Annotated in this window: 14 protein-coding genes; 13 read left to right on the top strand and 1 reads right to left on the bottom strand. The window is 65.5% G+C overall.

The window, feature by feature from the left end; genetic code table 11:
• The first annotated feature begins 147 nt into the window (after positions 1-147).
• From NITMOv2_RS17855 to NITMOv2_RS17830, 6 genes are all read left to right on the top strand, one after another.
• The gene (locus NITMOv2_RS17855; RefSeq protein ID WP_053381159.1) at positions 148-2,616 is read left to right on the top strand and encodes a phosphoketolase family protein; all 2,469 of its coding nucleotides are present in this window, start codon (positions 148-150) and stop codon (positions 2,614-2,616) included.
• Complete coding sequence (locus NITMOv2_RS17850; RefSeq protein WP_053381158.1) at positions 2,613-2,954, top strand: NapC/NirT family cytochrome c; 342 nt, start codon at positions 2,613-2,615, stop codon at positions 2,952-2,954. The genes NITMOv2_RS17855 and NITMOv2_RS17850 overlap by 4 nt, the downstream gene beginning before the upstream one ends.
• A 4-nt stretch (positions 2,955-2,958) precedes the next feature.
• Entirely contained in the window at positions 2,959-3,192 is a 234-nt protein-coding gene (locus tag NITMOv2_RS17845; protein ID WP_053381157.1) for an adenine nucleotide alpha hydrolase family protein, read from the top strand.
• The gene (locus NITMOv2_RS17840; RefSeq protein ID WP_053381156.1) at positions 3,189-5,954 is read left to right on the top strand and encodes a cation-transporting P-type ATPase; all 2,766 of its coding nucleotides are present in this window, start codon (positions 3,189-3,191) and stop codon (positions 5,952-5,954) included. The genes NITMOv2_RS17845 and NITMOv2_RS17840 overlap by 4 nt, the downstream gene beginning before the upstream one ends.
• A gap of 355 nt (positions 5,955-6,309) precedes the next feature.
• The gene (locus NITMOv2_RS17835) at positions 6,310-7,245 is read left to right on the top strand and encodes a hypothetical protein (protein WP_145976411.1); all 936 of its coding nucleotides are present in this window, start codon (positions 6,310-6,312) and stop codon (positions 7,243-7,245) included.
• Positions 7,246-7,276: 31 nt separating this feature from the next.
• Positions 7,277-8,203 (top strand): mechanosensitive ion channel family protein, encoded by a 927-nt coding sequence (locus tag NITMOv2_RS17830; RefSeq protein WP_083448163.1) that lies wholly within the window; start codon positions 7,277-7,279, stop codon positions 8,201-8,203.
• 81 nt (positions 8,204-8,284) lie between these two features.
• On the opposite strand, the gene glgX is transcribed toward NITMOv2_RS17830, so the two are convergent.
• A complete protein-coding gene (gene glgX / locus NITMOv2_RS17825; protein WP_053381153.1) occupies positions 8,285-10,432 on the bottom strand; it encodes a glycogen debranching protein GlgX in 2,148 nt (715 codons plus the stop codon).
• A gap of 162 nt (positions 10,433-10,594) precedes the next feature.
• Between glgX and treZ the strand changes: the two genes are divergently transcribed.
• From treZ to NITMOv2_RS17790, 7 genes are all read left to right on the top strand, one after another.
• Complete coding sequence (gene treZ, locus NITMOv2_RS17820) at positions 10,595-12,478, top strand: malto-oligosyltrehalose trehalohydrolase (RefSeq protein ID WP_053381152.1); 1,884 nt, start codon at positions 10,595-10,597, stop codon at positions 12,476-12,478.
• A gap of 197 nt (positions 12,479-12,675) precedes the next feature.
• Positions 12,676-12,951: a hypothetical protein gene (locus NITMOv2_RS17815; RefSeq protein WP_053381151.1), complete on the top strand. Its 276-nt coding sequence runs from the start codon at positions 12,676-12,678 to the stop codon at positions 12,949-12,951.
• Between the two features lie 54 nt (positions 12,952-13,005).
• A complete protein-coding gene (locus NITMOv2_RS17810) occupies positions 13,006-13,227 on the top strand; it encodes a YtxH domain-containing protein (RefSeq protein WP_053381150.1) in 222 nt (73 codons plus the stop codon).
• Between the two features lie 32 nt (positions 13,228-13,259).
• On the top strand, positions 13,260-13,517 hold the full coding sequence (locus NITMOv2_RS17805; protein ID WP_053381149.1) for a hypothetical protein: 258 nt from the start codon (positions 13,260-13,262) through the stop codon (positions 13,515-13,517).
• A 39-nt stretch (positions 13,518-13,556) separates the two neighbouring features.
• Positions 13,557-13,853 (top strand): isoamylase early set domain-containing protein, encoded by a 297-nt coding sequence (locus tag NITMOv2_RS17800; RefSeq protein ID WP_053381148.1) that lies wholly within the window; start codon positions 13,557-13,559, stop codon positions 13,851-13,853.
• Between the two features lie 37 nt (positions 13,854-13,890).
• Positions 13,891-14,520, top strand: coding sequence for a TetR/AcrR family transcriptional regulator (locus NITMOv2_RS17795; protein WP_053381147.1), 630 nt, complete (start codon positions 13,891-13,893; stop codon positions 14,518-14,520).
• A gap of 60 nt (positions 14,521-14,580) precedes the next feature.
• The gene (locus NITMOv2_RS17790; protein ID WP_053381146.1) at positions 14,581-15,837 is read left to right on the top strand and encodes a glucose-1-phosphate adenylyltransferase; all 1,257 of its coding nucleotides are present in this window, start codon (positions 14,581-14,583) and stop codon (positions 15,835-15,837) included.
• Positions 15,838-15,850: the final 13 nt, after the last annotated feature.

The raw sequence follows: 15,850 nt of genomic DNA, 5'->3' as shown, positions 1-15,850 counted from the left end.
GGGTTGCTCATGTGGGGCCCGTACTACATGATCCGGTATCGGAGAGCATCATAAAGAAAGACGCCGGAGGGGAGCGGGCCGCCGCGCGGGACGAAGCCGACCGGCTCGTGCGACACGACAAGCGTTCGGTAACAAAGGAGCCTCACCGTGAACGATCACACGTCCGAACAAGCCGCAGCGTACCGCCGGAGCGACCCCGCCTTCGCCCGGTGGGCCGAAGGCTACGGCGTGATCCGCCACAACGACGAGACGCAGGCGGCGGTGTACGAGTTGGCGCAGTCCCTCACGAGCCGCGGCGCGGCCGGAGATGCCGTCGCCTTCTATGACCTGCTCATGGGTTTGGATCGCCTGACGAGCGCCGCCCTCTGGCTGGTCGTCCATCAAACCTACGCCCGCAACGTGTACCTCGACGGCCGGGCGCTCGACACGGAAGATTTCAAGGTCCGTCCCGAAGGCCACACCGGCGGATCGCTGAACATGGTGCCGGCCTATGCCGGCTATCTCGGCGCCAACGTCCTGACGGGCGTGACCCGCGGATGGCTGATGGGACAGGGCCATTGCGTGGCCGCCGTTGATTCATTGAATCTGCTGGTGGGCAACATGACGGCCGCCCATGCCGCCCGGTACAGCGTCACCGACGACGGGTTGACCCGTTACGTGCGGGATTTTTATTCGTACCGGTTGGGCCGGGACGGCCGCCAGGATTCTCCGCTGGGGAGCCATGTCAACGTCCATACGGCGGGAGGAGTGTCGGAAGGCGGGTACCTGGGATTCTCCGAGCTCCAGTATGTCCACATGCCGCTGCCGGGTGAGCGCCTCGTCGCGTTTCTCTCCGACGGCGCGTTCGAGGAACAGCGCGGCAGCGACTGGGCTCCGCGGTGGTGGCGGGCCGAAGACTCCGGGATCGTGACGCCGATCATGATCAAGAACGGCCGGCGCATCGATCAGCGGACTACGATGTCGCAGCAGGGCGGCGCGGCCTGGTTCAGCGAGCATTTGAAGCTGAACGGGTTCGATCCGATCGTCTTCGACGGCCGCGACCCGGCCGCCTTTCTCTGGGCGATCCTCGAGATGGAGCGGCGGCTTGAAGCGGCGGGGGGCTCCGTCCAATCGGGGCTCGGCCGCTACCCGATCCCGCTGCCGTACGGGATCGCGGTCGCCCCGAAAGGCGCGGGCTTTCCCGGCGAAGGCACGAATCTGGCGCATAACCTTCCCTTGATGGCGAATCCGCGCATCGACGGCCGCGCCGCCGATCTGTTCAACGAGGGAGCGAAACGGCTCTGGGTCCCGCCGGCCGATCTCACCGCCGCCGTGACCCTCTTTCAACAGCACGAGACGTCGTCCCGAGCGCGCGAGCGCGATCACGCCCTGGCCCATCGCGACGTGCCGGCGGCCAAGATTCCGGATCCGCCGTTCCGGCCGGTGTTGGAAGAAGCGCGCCGCGCGTTGGAAGGCTGGACCACGGCCTCGCCGATGACGGCGGTGGATCGGATGTTCGTCGCAGTCTTGGAGGCGAATCCCGGCTTGCGCCCGCGGGTCGGCAATCCGGATGAGATGCTGTCGAACCGGCTCGTCGCGACGTTGGGACGGCTCAAGTTCCGCGTGACCGATCCCGAGCCGGCCGTGCCGGAATCCATCGACGGCGCCGTCATCACCGCGCTGAATGAAGAAGCGGTGGTGTCCGCCGCGCTCGCCAACAAAGGCGGCATCAACCTGGTGCACACGTACGAAGCCTTCGGCAGCAAGATGCATGGGGCGGTGCGGCAGGAAATCATCTTCGCGAACCATTGCCTGGAAGCGGGGCGGCCGCAGCGGTGGCTGTCGATGCCGCTGATCCTCACGTCGCACACCTGGGAGAACGGGAAAAACGAGCAATCACATCAAGATCCGAGCATGGCGGAAGCGATGCTCGGCGAGCCGTCGCACGTCTCGCGCGTGCTCTTTCCCGCCGACTTCAACAGCGCCGCCGCCGTGATGGAACAGCTCTATCAGACGCACGGCCAGATCTGGACCCTCGTCGTCCCGAAAGCGGACGTCATTCCCGATCTCTTGACTCCCGAAGAAGCGCGGACGCTGGTGAAGGACGGCGGCCTGCGGCTCGACTGGGCCGGCTACCGGCGGGAGCAGGCCCGTCTCATCCTGGCGGCCGTCGGCGCCTATCAGTTGATGGAGGTGCTGGCGGCCTCGCGGCGGCTGGCGGAGCAGGAAATCCCGCATACCGTCGTCTACCTCCTTGAGCCGGGGCGGTTCCGCGCGGCGCGATCCGCCGCGGAACAGACCCACCAGGCCTCGCCGGAGGTGATCGCGCGGCTCTTCCCGGCCGGCGTCGCGCCGCGCCTGTTCGTCACGCACACCAGACCGGAAACGATCCTGGGTCTGCTCGGCCCGCTGCACACCGGCCCGCAGACGGCGGGGCTCGGCTACATCAACCACGGTGGGACGCTGAGCACGCCGGGGATGCTGTTCGTCAATCGCTCGAGCTGGGCCCATTGCCTGGTTCACGCGGCGTCGCTCCTGCAGCTTCCGGTCGACCAGGTCCTGAGGCAGGATGAGCGCGAGGCGCTGGCCGGCAAGCGGAGTCCGCATGGGCTCATCATTCCGGAGCCCGTCTCGTGAGCCATCGCGGCCCGGCGCTCAGGCAGACGTCGATCTGGGCCTTGACCCTCGGCCTCGGCATGCTGATCGGCCTCGGGGTCTACACGTTCGTCTACGCGCGCGGCGGCTCCTATCTCACCGACAAGCCCGAAGCCTGCGTCAATTGCCACGTGATGCGGGAGCAGTACGCCGGCTGGATCAAAGGCAGCCACCGCTCGGTCGCGGTCTGCAATGACTGCCATACGTCGGACGGCGTGATCGACAAATACGCCGCCAAGGCGATGTACGGATTTCTGCACACCTACGCCTTTACGACCGGCCGCTTCCCCGATGAAACCGGACGGCAGGGCGAGGGATGAGACCATGAGGAGACTGACTGCCATCGTCGTTCCGACCGACTTCGAACGGCCGGCCCGGCGGGCCTTCGCCTATGCGGTCAAGCTGGCCCTGGTGCTCGATGCGCAGGTGGAGATCCTGCATGGCAGCGTGGCCGAGTCCATCCTGAGGCGGGCCGGATGCCCCGTGCTGATCGTCGGACGGCATGCGCATCGAGCGCCGCTCGACGCGCCTCACGAGCAGGGGAACGAGGCTTCATGAGCCTCCATCATCATCTGCCGGCCCACGAAGTCGTGCTGCTCGTGGAGACCGATGTGGCCAAGGGGCTGGCCTCCGATGAAGCGGCGCGGCGGCTCGAACGGTTCGGTCCGAACGTCCTGCCGAAAGTCCGGCGCCAGGGGCCGCTGATCCGCTTCCTGCTTCAATTCCACCATCCGCTCATCTACGTCTTGCTGGCGGCGACGGCCGTCACCCTCCTGCTCGGCGAATGGGTCGACGCGGGTGTGATTTTCGGCGTCGTGCTGGCGAACGCCGTCGTCGGCTTCATCCAGGAATCGCGCGCGGAGGCGGCGCTGGAATCGCTGGCGGCCATGATGAAGACCGAGGCCGCCGTCCGGCGCGACGGGCGGAAGCACCGGATCACCTCCGCCGAGATCGTGCCGGGCGATGTCGTGCTGCTGGAATCGGGCGACAAAGTGCCCGCCGATCTGCGGCTCACCGGAGTGCGCGAGCTGCGCGTGGATGAATCGGCCCTGACCGGCGAATCCCTGCCGGTCGAAAAGGCCGACCAGGTGTTGCCTCCCGAAACGGTCGTGGCGGACCGGAAGAACATGGCGTTCTCGGGCACGCTCGTCACCTACGGACAAGGGACCGGCGTCGTCGTCGGCACGGGGACCGAGACCGAGTTGGGGCGGATCCACCAGTTGATGGGCGAGACGACCCAGCTCGCGACGCCGCTCACCAAAAAGCTGGCCTCTTTCAGCAAGGTCCTCACCGCGGCGATTTTGGGATTGGCGGCCGTCACCTTTGCGCTGGGCCTCTGGCGCGGCCGGCCGGTCACGGACATCTTCATGGCGGCGGTAGCGCTGGCGGTCGGCGCGATCCCCGAGGGATTGCCCGCCGCGGTCACCATCACGCTGGCGATCGGCGTGGGGCGGATGGCGCGCCGGCACGCCATCATCCGCAAGCTGCCCGCGGTGGAAACACTCGGCAGCACCACCGTGATCTGTTCGGACAAGACCGGCACGCTCACGAAAAACGAGATGACGGTGCAGGCGATCCTCGCGGGAGATCGCGTGTTCGATGTCGAGGGGGCCGGCTATGAGCCGGTGGGGAGTATTGTGGAGGCAGGAGAGGCTGAGGTTGAGGCTAAGGCTGAAGCTAAACCTCGACCTCAACCTGAGCCTGGTTTGCGCGATGTGCTGCGCGAAGTCCTGCTGGCCGGCGCCCTGTGCAACGACGCCCGGCTGATCGAGCGCGACGGCCGGTGGACGGTCGTGGGTGATCCGACCGAAGGGGCGTTGCTCGCGGCGGCGCGCAAGGGCGGAGTCGATCCCGATCGAATGGCGAGCGCGTGCTCTCGGGTGGACGCCATTCCCTTTGAGTCGGAACGGCAGTTCATGGCGACGCTGCACCGTCTGGAGTCGGGCCGGGACGTCATGATCTACCTCAAAGGCGCCGCCGAAAAGGTGGTCGGCCTCTGCGACCGGATGCTCGCGGCGGACGGCACGGAGCAGCCGTTCGATCCGCAGCGCGTCCTGGATCGCGCGGAGGCGTTCGCCGGACGGGGACTCCGCGTGCTGGCGTTCGCGCGCAAAACGCCGCCGCCGGGCGCCGACAGGCTGGCCGACCGCGATGTCGACGGAGGGCTCGTCTTCCTCGGTCTGCAAGCCATGATGGATCCGCCGCGGCCGGAAGCCGTCGCGGCGGTGCGCGCCTGCCAGAGCGCGGGGATCGCGGTCAAAATGATCACCGGCGACCATGCGTTGACCGCGCGCGCGATCGCGGGCCAGATCGGTTTGGACGGGCGGACGGATCAGCCGAACGGCGAGCTCTCCGTCATGACCGGGCAGGATCTGGCGGCCACGTCGCGGGAGGCGCTGCCCGACGCGGCGGAACGCACGGCCGTGTTCGCCCGGGTGTCGCCGGAGCAGAAGCTGCGGCTGGTCGAAGCGCTGCAAGCGCGCGATCAGATCATCGCGATGACGGGCGATGGCGTCAACGACGCGCCGGCGCTCAAACAGGCGAACATCGGCGTGGCGATGGGGTGCGGCGGGACGGAAGTGGCGAAGGAAGCCGCCGATATGGTCCTGACCGACGACAACTTCGCGTCGATCGCGGCGGCCGTCGAAGAGGGCCGCTGCGTGTTCGACAATCTGACCAAGTTCATCGTCTGGACGCTGCCGACCAACATGGGGGAGGGGCTGGTGCTGTTGACCGCCATTGCGGCCGGCGCGGTGCTGCCGATCCTGCCGGTGCAGATCCTCTGGATCAACATGACGACGGCGGTGGCGCTGGGCCTGATGCTGGCCTTCGAGCCCAAGGAGCCGGATATCATGCGGCGATCCCCGCGCGAGCCGAGCCAGCCGATTCTGACCGGAACGCTCATTGAACGGATCGTGCTCGTGTCGTTGTTGATGCTAGCCGGGGCCTACGGCGTGTTTCTCTGGGAAGAGCAGCGGACCGAGTCGATCGCGGCTGCCCGGACCGCGGCGGTCAACGTCTTCGTGATGGTGGAGCTGTTCTATCTGTTCAATTGCCGGTCGCTGGAGCACACGATGTTCCACGTCGGCCTGTTCAGCAACCCGTGGATCTGGCGCGGAGTGGCCGCGATGGTCGCGCTGCAGCTGCTGTTGACGTACCAGCCAATCATGAACCGGCTCTTTCACACGGTGCCGATTGACGCCGTCGCGTGGCTGCCGATTCTAGCCCTCTCGCTCGCCGTCTATCTCATCGTCGGCGCGGAAAAATGGCTGCGGCGGCAGTGGGACGCGGCGAATCAGCGGCGGCCGCGGACGGTCTGACGGACATGGAAAGGAGACTCTGATGGAACCGTTGGCATGGCTCGGCGTTTTGGCCGTCGTGATCGGCATCATCGGCGTCGTCGTGCTGGTGAAAGGCCGTAAGAGCAAAATCCGGTGATCCTGCGGCCCGCGGGATCTTCATCTCTCGCCACAGGCTTGACGGACCACCCGCGATTGGCCATCGATGTCCTGCGCAATGCGCTCACCCTCCCACAGCAGGTGCTCACGCCCTCCTCACCATGATGATGGTTGGTACAACGGCGCGCCGGCGCCCGGCCGCGAAGGGACGGGTCAAGCCTTCATCGTCGGAATCGGCTATGAGCCGGAATGAGCCGGATGGTGATCGAGCGGCGCAATGATACGATCGGTGGCGACATGGATGTTTGTATGGATCGGGATGTTCTGCGGGCCGGCGCGGGCCATGGACATCGGCCCGCCGGCTCCGCCGCCGCCATCCCTGAATGCCGCGCATGCTCGGGATGTCATGGCCTCCCTGCGGACTCAGGCTCCTGATGTGGTTGTGCCGCGCATGATGCCGGACCTGGGAGAAGAAGAGACGATCGAACGGGTGTCGGGAGAAGAGCGCGGCCCGCGCATTCCCGAGCCGATGGTGTTCGACCTCGTCCGTCCGCTGGGCGCGAAGCGGGGAGAATGGGAAGCGAATACGTTGGCGCTGTTTCCCCTCCGGCCGCGGTCGCGCCGTGTCGACAACACGCCGGACCCGCTGGGGCTGGTGCGCCGCAGCCGGGACCGCAAAGGGGTGGAATGGGCTCCCGAGATCGAGTATGCCTTTGCGGACGGGTCGGCGGTGGAATTCGAGTTGCCCGTGGAAGACACGACGGTGGAGGCCTACAAGTTCGCGGGCCAGACGACCTTCGGGACGGCGTTCCGCCAGCGGTTCATCCACGGCGCCCAGGCGATCATTCAGTATGATCGCGACCCGGCGGTGTGGACGGCCGCGCTCCTGTACATAGCCGGATGGCGTTTTGACGACACCTGGAGCCTGTTCGGTATGACGGGAGCCCGCGGCGAGGTGGCGGGCGCCGTGCCCGCGCGGCGCGCGGAGCTGCTGGCGAATGTGTCGTTGTTTGCCGACGTCACGCCCCGGCTCGTGGCCGGACTGGAAACGAACGTCAGTCAGGTCGTCGGCGGTGACACGTCGGTCCTGGTCATGCCGCAGGCGCACTATGAGGTGGGCCTGCATTGGATGATCCAGGCAGGGGCGGGCGTGCGCATCACGACGGACCTGACGCTGCCGGAGATCGGCGTTCGTGTGATCCGCGAGTTTTAGAGCATCGAAAATCATGCAAAAGGAGGATGGTATGCAGGCATGGTCCTGGGGAGGAATGGTTCCGTGGCTGATGCATCTGGGGGCCGCCGTGGCGGAAGCGGCGGTGCGGATCGGCGTGGTCGTGCTGCTCGGGTACGCGGCGATCCGGTTTGTGCGGATCGGGTTGGGGCATCTGGAACGGATCATCAGGCTGGCCGGAGAACGGACCGAGTCGGTGCCCGGGACGGCCCAGAAACGAGCCGCGACACTCACGGGCATTCTGCGCACCATCGCGTTGGCGTTTATCTGGTCCATCGTGATCATCGAAATCTTGACCCTGGTGGGCTTGGATGTCCGGCCGGTGCTGGCGGGCGCCGGCATCCTGGGCTTGGCCATCGGCTTCGGCGCACAGAACCTGATCCGCGATCTGATCAGCGGGTTCTTCATTATCCTGGAAGATCAAATCCGATTGGGCGATGTGGCGATCATCAACGGGACCGGCGGCCTGGTCGAGGCCATCACGTTCCGCACCACCAACCTCCGCGATTTTTCCGGGGTCGTCCATATCTTTCCCAACGGAGCGATCACCACCTTATCGAACATGACTAAGGAATGGTCGGCCTTCGTGCTGGATATGGGCGTGGCCTACAAAGAAGATACGGACCGGGCTGCCGAGGTGATGCGGCAGGTCGGGGAGGCCTTGCGGAACGATCCGGAATTCGGGGGCAAATTTGTGGAGCCGATCGAGATCGTAGGGGTCGAGCACTTCGCCGACTCGGCCGTCAACATCCGCATCCGCATCAAGACCAAGCCGTTGGAGCAATGGACTGTCGGGCGTGAATACCGCCGCCGGCTCAAGAAGGCCTTTGACGCCGAAGGCATCGAGATCCCGTTCCCCCACCGCACCCTATATATGGGGGAGGCGAGCCGGCCGTTCCTCGTGCAGGCGGACCGAGGCGGAGCGCCGGCCGGTGTGTGACGGCGAGCCGCCGCGTCGGAAACACGGCTGTCCAAGGAGGCCGATCTTCATGCAGCCGGCGCGAGTCCGCCACGGTACGTCTTACTTCGGTTGCAGCACCAAGACGACGACGGAGCGGGCTTCGACATCGTACTGCACGCCCCCCTTCAGCAGGCGGGCGGTGCGCGCGGACGGCTCGGCGACGGCGGTGTCGAGAATCGGCTGCCAGCGCACGCCCCGTTTGTGGGCCGGCAGCGTGAACGCCAGCCGCTCGTGGTGCGCGTTCAAGAGAAACAACAGGGTGTGGTCCACGATCGGGCGGCCCTTCTCGTCCCGCTCGCTGATCGCCTCGCCGGCGAGCCGATAGGCCAGCGACTTGGCGTAGCCCGCGTTCCAGTCGTCGTCGGTCATTTCCTTGCCGTCCGGCCGGAACCAGGCGATGTCCTTGACCTCCGAGCCGCGGATGCGGCGGCCTTGAAAGAACCGGCGGCGCCGCAAAACGGGATGCCGCTTGCGAAACGCGATCAGCGTGCGCGTGTACGTGAGCAGCGCCCGCTGCGTCCGGTCGAGCTTCCAGTCGAACCAGCTGATCTCGTTGTCCTGACAGTAGGCGTTGTTGTTGCCGCGCTGTGTGCGCCCGATCTCGTCCCCGCCGCACAGCATCGGCACGCCTTGCGACAGCAGCAGGAGAGCCAAGCAGTTCCGCTTCTGGCGCTCCCGGAGGGCGAGCACGGCCGGATCGTCCGTCGGCCCTTCGACGCCGCAATTCCAGCTCAGATTGTCGTCGGTCCCGTCCCGATTCTGCTCCCCGTTGGCCTCGTTATGCTTCTCGTTGTACGAGACGAGGTCATGGAGCGTGAAGCCGTCGTGCGCGGTGATGAAATTCACGCTGGCATAGGGCCGGCGGCCGCTCATGCCGTACAGATCGCTGCTGCCGGTCAATCGGTAGGCGAGCTCCGCCACTTGGCCGCCGTCGCCTTTGACATAGCGCCGGATGGTGTCGCGGAACTTGCCGTTCCATTCGGCCCAGCCCACCGGAAAATTGCCGACTTGATAGCCGCCCTCCCCGACGTCCCACGGCTCGGCGATCAGCTTGACCTGGGAGAGCACGGGATCCTGATGGAGAATGTCGAAAAACGCGCTCAGGCGGTCGACCGCATGCAGCTCGCGGGCGAGCGCGGAGGCCAGATCGAACCGGAATCCGTCCACATGCATGTCCAGTACCCAATAGCGCAGGCTGTCCATGATGAGTTGCAGCGTGCGCGGATGCGTCACGTTCAGCGTATTGCCGCAGCCCGTGTAGTCCATGTAGTAGCGCTTGTCGTCGTCCACGAGCCGGTAGTACGAGGCGTTGTCGATGCCCCGGAACGACAGGGTCGGTCCCAGATGGTTGCCTTCCGCCGTATGGTTGTACACCACGTCGAGGATGACCTCGATGCCGGCGCTGTGGAGGGTTTTGACCATCGTCTTGAATTCCCGCACGTGCCGGCCGCGGACCGGGGACGTGGCGTAGCGGATGTCCGGGGCGAAGAACCCGATGGAGTTGTAGCCCCAGTAGTTCGTGAGCCCCCGGTCGGCCAGATGCTTGTCCCGCACGAAGTGATGCACGGGCAGCAGCTCGATGGCCGTCACGCCGAGCGCGAGCAGGTGATCGATCACGGCGGGCGTCGTCAAGCCCGCGTAGCGGCCGCGCATGGCGTCGGGGACGTCGGGATGGCGTGCGGTCAGGCTCTTCACGTGCGCTTCGTAAATGACGGTCTTGTCCCAGGGAGTCCTGAGCAACTGATCGCCGCCCCAGGTGAACGCCGGGTCGATCACGACGCATTTCGGAATATTGCCGGCATTGTCTCTCGTATCGAACGAGAGATCCTGCTTGGGATCGCCCATCCGGTACCCGAACATGGCGTCGGACCATTCCACGGTGCCCGCGATCGATTTCGCATAGGGATCGATCAGCAGCTTGTGCGGGTTGAACCGATGCCCGGCGTCCGGTTGATAGGGGCCATGGACGCGATAGCCGTAGTGTTGTCCGGGCCATAAGCCCGGAATGTAGACGTGCCAGACCTGGTCGGTATGCTCTTCCACTCGGATGCGCTGCGATTCGGAGCCGGCGTCCGGTCCGTCGAACAGGCACAGCTCTACGGCGGTCGCATTCTCGGAAAACAACGCGAAGTTGACTCCCTCCCCGTCCCAGGTCGCCCCTAAGGGATACGGGCGCCCGGGCCAAGCCCGTAGAGATGTTCGCTCCATGAAGCCTCCTGAGTTCTGCCGTCGGGACAGTCGCCCGGTCAGTTACCTATAGCGGCGCGGCGGCCCATTACGCAAGCGACTTTGAGGCCGGCGACCGATGCCGCTCTCCGCATGGCATTGCGTCGGCCGGTTCTGGCAGACTGTTTCATAAGGAGGCGCCTGATGCCGCGACAGCAGGAGGAGACTTGGCGATTGGATCTCGGCGCCACGGTGCTGAGCCCGTCTACCGTCCGGTTCCGTGTCTGGGCGCCTCGCGCGCAGAGCGTCTCGGTGCAGGTGTGCGATGCAAACCGGACCTCTGCGGCGCTGGAGCCGCGCGATCGTGGATACTACGAGGGCGTTTTATCAGGCATCGGCCCCGGGGCTCGGTACCGCTACGTCCTGGACGGAGAGAAGCACCGGCCCGATCCCGCTTCGCGGTGGCAGCCCGACGGAGTCCACGCCGCCTCCGCCGTCGTCGATCCCGGCGCGTTTCACTGGACGGATCAAGGCTGGCCGGGACTTGCATTGGACGAGTTGATCCTCTACGAGCTCCACACCGGGACCTTCACGGCCGCCGGGACCTTCGACGCGATCCTCCCCCATCTGTCCTATCTGAAGGACGAAGTCGGGGTGACGGCGATCGAGCTGATGCCGGTCGCGCAATTTCCGGGCTCCCGCAACTGGGGCTACGACGGTGTCTATCCCTTCGCACCGCAGGCCGGCTATGGCGGCCCGGCCGGACTCAAGGCCCTCGTCAACGCCTGTCACGCCACGGGCCTCGCCGTCATCCTGGACGTCGTCTACAACCATCTCGGACCGGAGGGCAATTACCTGAGCGACTTCGGTCCCTATTTCACCGACCGCTACCGTACGCCGTGGGGCGAGGCCGTCAATTACGACGGGCCGGACAGCGACGAGGTCCGGCACTTCTTTCTCGGCAACGCCCTGTACTGGGTCACGGAGTACCATATCGACGGCCTCCGGTTGGACGCGGTCCACGGGATTTTCGATTTCAGCGCCACGCATATTCTGCAGGAGCTTGCCGAAACAGTGCATGCCGAGGCCCGGCGCCTCGGGCGGACTGTCCAGATCATCGCCGAAAGCGACCTGAACGACAGCCGGCTGATCGCTCCGGCCACCCAAGGCGGCTATGGATTGGATGCCCAGTGGAACGACGATTTCCACCATGCGGTGCACACCGTCGTGACGGGGGAGCGGAAGGGCTATTACGAGGATTTCGGGACGCTCGGCCACCTGGCGACTGCGATCCGGCAGGGATTCGTCTATGCGGGACAGTACTCCCGTTCGCGCCGGCGGCGGCACGGCAACTCGCCGGAGGGGAGGCCGGCGAGGCAGTTCGTCGTGTTTGCCCAGAACCACGATCAGATCGGAAATCGGGCGGTCGGAGACCGGTTGTCGGCGCAGCTCTCCGCCGAGGCGTTGAAGGTCGTCGCCGCGGCGGTGCTCCTCTCGCCGAACCTTCCGCTGTTGTTCATGGGCGAGGAGTACGGAGAGACGGCGCCATTTCAATACTTCATCGATCACGGCGATGCCGGGTTGGTCGAAGCGGTGCGCCAGGGGCGGCGAGCCGAGTTCGGGCATTTTGGATGGAATCCGGAGGACATTCCCGACCCGTACGATCCGGCCACGCTGGAGCGCTCGCGGTTGAACCTGGATCGCCGGTCCATGGAACCTCACGCGGCCCTGCTGCGGTGGACCCAAGCGCTCATTCGGCTGCGCAAGCGCGACCCGTTGAAGGAACTATGGCGAGCGGCCGCCGGCTCGCGCCGGGTGTGGGCCTATGAGGGGGAACAGGTGTTGGCGGTTCACTACGGATCCGGTGAGGGCCCCGCCGTCTTGATCCTGCTCGGTTTCAGCAAGCTCCCGGTCTCGCTGCTCTTACATGAACCGGTGGGAGCCTGGGACGTACAGTTGGATGCCGCGTCGGCGGATTTTGGGGCCGCCGGTCGACAGTCCCTTCCAACGCGCGTCGTCATCTCTCCTCAAGGAACTCCCGTGTCCATGCCGGCCTTTGCGGCGGGGCTGTTCGTTCGCGCGTCCTGACGGCGCCGCGACGGAGACCGGGGCCCCGTCCGGCTCCCGCATATTTCTACGCCCCGCGCTTAAAAAATGATTGACGGCGGGATCCCGATCGGTATAAATTGACCATACAGTCAGAAATGAATAGTTAGTCTTTTATGGTTGCACGGACAATTTCTGGTCGTTTTGAGACGGTCGAGGATCTGAAGAAAGGAGGCGCGATGCACGCGAGTGTGAACCTGGGAAGGGAACGCATCGGGACAACCGGACGCCGGCCTCGACGGATCGTGGAGAAGCTGAACGGCGAGGCCTGCCGCTGCTGCGGCGCCCGCCATTACTATCTCGTCTTCCGGGTCACGAGCGGGGAAGGCGAACGGGCCCGGCTGGCCGCCCGGTGCAGCCGCTGCCACGAGCAGCGGGACCTCTTCTCCATCGAACAGTTGGTGAGAGACATGAACCGGATCTGCGCCGAACGGCGCTGCGCCGCGGTCGGCTGAAGGAGGCGCCGTCCGGACATCTCGGAGGAGCCGAAGCTGGAAAGGAGGCATCACATGAACGACAAGAGCATATTCTACGGAGGGCTGGGTTTTGTAGCCGGACTCGTGGTCGGCGCGGGCGTGGGTCTCGTGACCGCACCGCACTCCGGCGCGCGGACGCGGCGGCATCTGAAAGTCTTTGCCGAAGACGTCAAAGAACGGATCGCCGAGCTGAGTCAGGAGGCCCGCGACATGACCCACCGAGTCGCCGAACGGGGCAAACGGCTGGTCGCCTGACGACCGGCATGAGGAGATGAAAGGAGGTCATCATGACATGCGCACGGTGTCAGGGGTATCTCATCCCGGAGCGGTTCAACGATCTCTTCGAAAAGACCGGCCAGATGGATTCCGCCGGTTGGCGTTGCGTCAACTGCGGAGACCTGTTCGACCAGGTGATCTTGAAACACCGCAGCGGCGCGGTGACGCCGTATTACAGCCAGCGGCGTTGGGCCGGCGAGCGGCGCCGGGCCCGGGCGGTCAAAGAGGCCGGGGAACCGGAACGCGGCGGAAATATCCTGGTTGCATAGTCCCGGCCCGAAGAACCAGAATAGGCCCACGGAGCAGTCATGAGAGCGAAGACCCGAAAAGAACCGCCGGCAAAGAAGAAAACCGTGTCCTTCGAGTACTTCGATCCGGCCGCGACCGTCGTCACTGTGGCCGGCGATTTCAACGGGTGGGACCCGAAAGCGCGGCCGCTCAAACGCGACGCCGGAGGGCTGTGGAAGGCCACGCTACGCCTGGCCGCAGGCACGTATCAGTACAAATTCGTCGTGAACGGCGAACGGTGGGAAGAAGATCCGTTGAATCTGGAGCGGGTGCCGAACGAGCACGGCTCGTTCAATTCGCTGCGGGTCGTCGCGTGACGTCCTCTTCCTTCGCGACGGACGGGGGATCACGATCATGCGCGGTGTAAAGCCGGCCGCAAGGCCGTTGACCCGGGTGGCGAAACGCCGGGAGAAGACCCGTCGGGCGCTGCTCGATGTGGCGCTCGGCCTGTTTTATGAGAAGGGAATTTATTGGACGAAGATCGAAGACATCACGGAACGGGCGGACATCGGGAAGGGCACCTTTTATCAATATTTCGACACCAAGGAACAGCTGCTGGCGGAGCTGCTGCGCGAGGGCCTGGAGCTGCTGCTCGCACGTATGAAGGCGGCCGTGTCGTCCGCGAACGGGGCGGGTCTCGTTCCCGTCGTCGTGGAATCCCGTCTCGCCTTCTTTCTCGACTATCCCGCCTATCTGTTGTTGTTCCACCAGGTGCGAGGCCTGCTGCAGTTGCAGACGGCGGTGAGCAAGGAGTTGCGCGACATCTACAACATTCACCTCGATCAACTGGCGCAATTGCTGAAGCCGGCCTTGCAAGGGCGGGGGAAGGGCGGGACGTCGGCCAGAGACCTGGCCGTCGCGCTGGCCGCTTTCACGTCGGGATTGCTCACCTATCACCTGGTATTGGGTTCGGTGGACGAGGTCAAGCACCGGCGGGCCGCCATTGCCGACCAGATCGAGCAGGGCTTGTCGGCGTTGATCTGAGCGGCGCCCCCGGTTCGGCCGGGCTTGCGCGCCGGAGCAGCGACACAGGAGCGGCACCGCATGAACGACCGGACCCACCAGCCTCGTGTGCTCGCGATGATCATGGCCGGGGGCAAGGGCGAGCGGCTGATGCCGTTGACCGCGCTGCGGAGCAAACCCGCCGTGCCCTTCGCCGGCAAATACCGCATCGTAGACTTCGTCCTGAGCAATTGCCTGAATTCCGGCATCCTGTCCATGTATGTGCTGGTTCAGTACCGCTCCCAGTCGCTCATCGAGCACCTCCGGCGGGCGTGGCGCTTCAGCGGTCTGATCCAGGACACCTTCATCACCGTGGTTCCGCCGCAGATGAAGGCGCGCGGCGGGTGGTACGAGGGGACCGCCGATGCGGTCTACCAGAACTTGAACCTCATCCGGGACTTCCATCCGGATCTCGTCGCGGTGTTCGGGGCCGACCACGTCTATCGCATGGATATCGGCCAGATGATCCGGTTCCATCTGGACCGGCGGGCCGAGGTGACGGTGGCGGCGCTCCCGGTGCCGCTGCACGCCGCCCATGGGTTCGGGATCGTGGAGGTCGGGCGAGGCCGGCAGGAGGCGCGGGTCACCGGGTTCGAAGAAAAACCGAAGCAGCCCAAGGCGATGCCCGGCGATCCGGAGCGCGCCTATTCTTCCATGGGCAACTATCTGTTCAATACGGATGTCCTCTTGGATGCGCTCGAGCGGGATGCCGCCAAGCCGGGCTCGCATGACTTCGGGCGCGCGATCATTCCCCGGCTCATCCGGACCCATCGCGTGATGGCGTACAACTTTCTGGACAATGCCGTGCCGGGGCTGCACGCTTATGAGGAGCGCGGCTACTGGCGCGACGTCGGCACGTTGGAGACCTACTGGCAGGCGCACATGGATTTGCTGGGCGAATGCCCGATCTTCGATCTGCGGAACACGCGCTGGCCGATCCTGACCGACAAGTATGACGGTCCGGCCGCCAGCCTCATCAGGACCAGCGCGGACGACACGCTCATCGAGCAAAGCTCGCGGATCGTGGAAGCGACGATCAGCCGTTCGATGATCGGCCGGCATGTCACGATCGAGCAGGGCGCGCAGATCGAAGAGTCGATCATCATGGACGGCGCCGTCGTCGGCGCCAAGGCCCGGCTGCGCCGGGCGATCGTGGACCGCTTCAACGTGATTCCCGCCGGGACCGAGCTCGGGTTCGATGCGGCGAAAGACCGGGCGCGCTATCACGTGACCAAATCCGGACTGGTCGTCTTGCCCCGAGGGCAACGGGACCGGAGCCGCCCCTCTCACGTCGGCTGAAAAGGACGGGCTT

Source organism: Nitrospira moscoviensis (assembly GCF_001273775.1).
Lineage (GTDB): Bacteria > Nitrospirota > Nitrospiria > Nitrospirales > Nitrospiraceae > Nitrospira_D > Nitrospira_D moscoviensis.
Note: the sequence above shows the minus strand (reverse complement) of the source record. Positions and strands in the feature narration are given on the sequence as shown.

Coding starts and splice junctions, on each gene's coding strand:
- NITMOv2_RS17845 (WP_053381157.1), top strand. CDS start 2,959: ATGAGGAGACTGACTGCCATCGTCGTTCCGACCGACTTCGAACGGCCG.
- NITMOv2_RS17840 (WP_053381156.1), top strand. CDS start 3,189: ATGAGCCTCCATCATCATCTGCCGGCCCACGAAGTCGTGCTGCTCGTG.
- NITMOv2_RS17835 (WP_145976411.1), top strand. CDS start 6,310: ATGATACGATCGGTGGCGACATGGATGTTTGTATGGATCGGGATGTTC.
- NITMOv2_RS17830 (WP_083448163.1), top strand. CDS start 7,277: ATGCAGGCATGGTCCTGGGGAGGAATGGTTCCGTGGCTGATGCATCTG.
- glgX (WP_053381153.1), bottom strand. CDS start 10,432: ATGGAGCGAACATCTCTACGGGCTTGGCCCGGGCGCCCGTATCCCTTA.
- treZ (WP_053381152.1), top strand. CDS start 10,595: ATGCCGCGACAGCAGGAGGAGACTTGGCGATTGGATCTCGGCGCCACG.
- NITMOv2_RS17815 (WP_053381151.1), top strand. CDS start 12,676: ATGCACGCGAGTGTGAACCTGGGAAGGGAACGCATCGGGACAACCGGA.
- NITMOv2_RS17810 (WP_053381150.1), top strand. CDS start 13,006: ATGAACGACAAGAGCATATTCTACGGAGGGCTGGGTTTTGTAGCCGGA.
- NITMOv2_RS17805 (WP_053381149.1), top strand. CDS start 13,260: ATGACATGCGCACGGTGTCAGGGGTATCTCATCCCGGAGCGGTTCAAC.
- NITMOv2_RS17800 (WP_053381148.1), top strand. CDS start 13,557: ATGAGAGCGAAGACCCGAAAAGAACCGCCGGCAAAGAAGAAAACCGTG.
- NITMOv2_RS17795 (WP_053381147.1), top strand. CDS start 13,891: ATGCGCGGTGTAAAGCCGGCCGCAAGGCCGTTGACCCGGGTGGCGAAA.
- NITMOv2_RS17790 (WP_053381146.1), top strand. CDS start 14,581: ATGAACGACCGGACCCACCAGCCTCGTGTGCTCGCGATGATCATGGCC.